Consider the following 3,527-nt stretch of genomic DNA (forward strand, 5'->3'; position numbering starts at 1 on the left):
AGTATCATCCTTGCGCTCCTGTTCTTTCTTTTTGGTACGTTCTCTTGCTTCAATAGCCTGTTTCTGTGCTTTTAACTGTTTCAGCTTCTCTAACTGGGCTTCAATTTTCTTTTCGATATTTTCAGCAGATTTAGTCATAACGGTTAATTTCGGAATATAGAAAACCACTCAAGCATAAGACCCTATGAATTGAAATTCAAGCGGGTAATATGCTATCGTGTTTTTCATGAAATGCGCACTTACGACTTGAATTTCATTCAAGTCATCGTTGCGTAAGGGGAATCCCCTTAACCCCAAAAAATTGCTACGCAATTTAAAAAGGCGAAAGAAAAAATGGCGATTTATCATTGCTCAACAAAAACAGTGAATCGAAGTTCGGGACGAACTGCGGTTGCATCGTCTGCCTACCGTTCAGGGGAAAAACTCAAAGATGAACGAACAGGACTAACCCACGATTTTACGAGAAAGGATGGTGTCGCCCATAGCGAAATTGTGTCTAACCTTGATATAGAAATAGACCGTAGCGAGTTGTGGAACTTGGCGGAACAGTCCGAAAACCGCAAAGATGCTCGAACCGCTAGAGAATGGGTGATTGCCTTACCTGATGAACTGGATGCAGATCAACGTAAGGACTTGGCAAAAGAGTTTGCCCAATCACTTGTTGATCGCTATGGCGTGATCGCAGATTTAGCCATTCACGAACCCAGCAAAAGCGGAAATGATAAAAACCATCACGCCCATATCATGCTGACCACCCGAAAAGCTGAATTAGACCCTGACAATAAACTCACTTTGACGACAAAAACCGATATTGAGTTAAGTAATGCCAAACGCAAAAGCCTAAATATGGGAACAACCCAAGACGACATCAAACAGATTCGGGAAACATGGGCGGATTTAGCCAATCACGCACTGGAGCGAGCAGGCTACCGAGAAAAAATAGACCACCGCAGCTATGCCGATCAGAACAATGGACTACAAGCCACCATTCATGAGGGGACTTCGGTCACTCAACTTCGTAGACAAGGTATAGACACCGAAATCAGCCGTTATAACGACCATGTGAAGCAACACAACGCCCAACACCTCAAACAACAGCAACAGCGCACAGACAGCGTTTTACAGCACGGTTTAAACCGTGCCGAGCAAGGCTTCGAGCAATGGCAGAAAAACCAAGAAGCTAAACGCCTAGAACAAGAACGCCAAGCCGAAATACAACGACAGCAAAAACTAGAGCAACAGCAAGCCGAGCGAGCCAACCGTAAAGCATCACAAGACTTAGATCAGGGCGGAATGTACCGATGAGCAACCAAAACGACCTAGATGACCAGCTCTATATTTTACTGGCATCTATGAAAGAGTATCGAGAAGCCATAGCAGACGATAACAAGCGATTAGAAGCGTTTTACAAGGAAGTGGCTAGCGGAGTACTCAATAAGACCGAAAAACACCTAAAAAACGCCAATCAGAAGCAAATAGACGCACTCAACAACAGTATTCGGGAATTAAACAATGCAACCAATCAACTTGACTGGCGATTCATGGCAATCTACGCCAGTGCTTTTGTTAGCTTGCTGATCGTTTTCTTTTTAGCATTATTTTTATATGTGCCGAGCATGGACGAAATCAAACAGCGTAGAGCAGACGTTGCATGGCTAGAACAAAAATACAGCCTAGATATTAAAAATTGCAATGGGAAGTCTTGCGTTCGCATCATGAAAAATGACTGTCACGGAGCGAATAAGGATTATTGTGTGATTGACCCAAAATAATGATTAGACAGTACTTTGCTCGGCTCTTGCCATCACCGAATCAATGACAGCAGTCGCAAAGTTGCCCGACTTTGAAACATGGCTAAAGCCATCTTTCAAAGCATCGAGCGATAGTCATCCAAAAATTTCGGAATGGCTATCCAACTGATGCAGTTCTAAAATATCGTCACCAACAAGCCTATAAATCAAGACTAAATCAGGCTTCACATGACAATCACGACAATTTTTAAACTCTGCACCACCCTTCAAGGGATGATCTAAATATTTTTCAGGCAAAGGATTATTTGCGACTAAACAATCTAATACTTCTGCCCATTCAGCCGTAACCAGTTCTAAATAACGTCTTTTAATATCACGTTTAAAAGAACTGGTTACGATAATCTTACGTTTAGCCATGTGCTTCTTCCGACATAGCTTTAATCGCTTCTTCTACCGTTTCGTACTCGGTGTACTCGCCATTTTCAATCTCTTTTAAAGATTGAAGTAACTTAGCTGCTGCTTTAGGAGTTAAAGCAGTTTCTCGCGCATAGTCAAAAGATAAAGGGATCGCCTTAGTTTTAACGATTTGATTCAAGAACAGTTTGAATGCTTGGGGCATAGTCAAACCGTAGTCTTCTAAAATAGGCGTGACTTGTTCTTTTAACTCTGCTTCTAAGCGCATATTGAAATTGACTGCGGACATGATTTCCTCACTCAAAAACCATTAAAGTAAAGATAATATAAGGCATATTCTTTACTTTTTCATTACTTTTGATGTAATAAATGGTTTCTGACAACTGAATTTCGTATAACCACCATTATGTTAAATGTATAACTTTATAAAGTGTTAATTTTAAAGTCTTCCAATGTTTTGCCTTTTTCTTCTAATAAATTATGAACAAACTCAGGCTCTAATTTCAGCATCAGTTCAATAGCATCATGGATTTTCCAAAATTGTAATTCAGGATGATCTATTATTTGGATTAAATGGTTTTTAATTAAAGGAATATATTCATCGTATTTTTCATCATCAATTAACCAAAATAAGCGACTAATATCAAATGGTTCTGTATTAGATATTTCTATAATCTTTTGTATAGGATGAAATATTTTTATTCTAGCCTGTTCACCAAATCCTAGATCAGCTTGGAATGCCCAATAACGAACAAAAGCTCTAAGTACATGCTGAAGTGTATCATCATAACCATGTAAACGATGATCTATATAACCAACTAATTTATTTTCATTTAATAAATTTACTAATGCATCAAAACCAGAGGATTGTCCCCAATTAGTCAGAAGTTTTGCTGCCTCAAATACAATATTTTCATCAGAAGAATTTAATAAATTTATGACTTGTTCTATACGATCTTCAGGAATATCTTCTGGATCTAAATCTGTTGCATCACATGCGTAATCTGCATGAGTAGGAACGTCATGCAGTAATACAGAAATTTCTTTATTCATTAAGCCACTCATTAATAATTATCTTAAGATTTTCTAAAATTAACATAATACACCTTATACGAAATGCGTTATAATTATCTATAGAAATCAATGCTGTAGTTTCTAGTTTATAGCCCGAACATCCCTGTTCGGGCTTTTTTTATGATTTTTCACGTTTCACGCCTATTATTTAAGCAATGTTTCACAACTTTGATTAGCTCCAGTAAATAATTAAAACCTAGATAATAAGAACCGAGCGAGTGTCTACGAGCGATTGAGCATCATCAAAATTTCGCCCTCGCCTTTTCTCTGATTACAAGCTCCCTTTCC

General features: G+C 38.6%; 5 protein-coding genes and 1 pseudogene. 2 read left to right on the plus strand and 4 right to left on the minus strand.

Annotated features, from left to right (window positions below; all coding sequences use genetic code 11):
- Positions 1-138, minus strand: a pseudogene (locus FTV32_RS16140) (mobilization protein); the annotation flags it as partial.
- Between the two features lie 195 nt (positions 139-333).
- Between FTV32_RS16140 and mobQ the strand changes: the two are divergent.
- Positions 334-1,305, plus strand: a complete 972-nt coding sequence (gene mobQ / locus FTV32_RS16145; RefSeq protein ID WP_136144369.1) for a MobQ family relaxase — start codon at positions 334-336, stop codon at positions 1,303-1,305.
- The gene (locus FTV32_RS16150) at positions 1,302-1,772 is read left to right on the plus strand and encodes a hypothetical protein (RefSeq protein ID WP_004870960.1); all 471 of its coding nucleotides are present in this window, start codon (positions 1,302-1,304) and stop codon (positions 1,770-1,772) included. The genes mobQ and FTV32_RS16150 overlap by 4 nt, the downstream gene beginning before the upstream one ends.
- Positions 1,773-1,886: 114 nt before the next feature.
- On the opposite strand, the gene FTV32_RS16155 is transcribed toward FTV32_RS16150, so the two are convergent.
- The 3 genes from FTV32_RS16155 to FTV32_RS16165 all read right to left on the minus strand — a co-directional run bounded on the left by FTV32_RS16155 (position 1,887) and on the right by FTV32_RS16165 (position 3,218).
- Positions 1,887-2,168: a type II toxin-antitoxin system YafQ family toxin gene (locus FTV32_RS16155; RefSeq protein WP_001129137.1), complete on the minus strand. Its 282-nt coding sequence runs from the start codon at positions 2,166-2,168 to the stop codon at positions 1,887-1,889.
- On the minus strand, positions 2,161-2,454 hold the full coding sequence (locus FTV32_RS16160) for a type II toxin-antitoxin system RelB/DinJ family antitoxin (RefSeq protein WP_001277151.1): 294 nt from the start codon (positions 2,452-2,454) through the stop codon (positions 2,161-2,163). Before FTV32_RS16160 ends, FTV32_RS16155 begins: the two co-directional genes overlap by 8 nt.
- Before the next feature lie 134 nt (positions 2,455-2,588).
- The gene (locus FTV32_RS16165; protein WP_078194520.1) at positions 2,589-3,218 is read right to left on the minus strand and encodes a hypothetical protein; all 630 of its coding nucleotides are present in this window, start codon (positions 3,216-3,218) and stop codon (positions 2,589-2,591) included.
- Between the last annotated feature and the right edge of the window lie 309 nt (positions 3,219-3,527).

The organism is Acinetobacter sp. YH16032, assembly GCF_013417345.1.
GTDB lineage: Bacteria > Pseudomonadota > Gammaproteobacteria > Pseudomonadales > Moraxellaceae > Acinetobacter.

What these genes read in the sequence shown, in the direction of transcription:
- FTV32_RS16150 (WP_004870960.1), top strand. Translation starts at nt 1,302, where the DNA reads ATGAGCAACCAAAACGACCTAGATGACCAGCTCTATATTTTACTGGCA.
- FTV32_RS16165 (WP_078194520.1), bottom strand. Translation starts at nt 3,218, where the DNA reads ATGAATAAAGAAATTTCTGTATTACTGCATGACGTTCCTACTCATGCA.
- mobQ (WP_136144369.1), top strand. Translation starts at nt 334, where the DNA reads ATGGCGATTTATCATTGCTCAACAAAAACAGTGAATCGAAGTTCGGGA.
- FTV32_RS16155 (WP_001129137.1), bottom strand. Translation starts at nt 2,168, where the DNA reads ATGGCTAAACGTAAGATTATCGTAACCAGTTCTTTTAAACGTGATATT.
- FTV32_RS16160 (WP_001277151.1), bottom strand. Translation starts at nt 2,454, where the DNA reads ATGTCCGCAGTCAATTTCAATATGCGCTTAGAAGCAGAGTTAAAAGAA.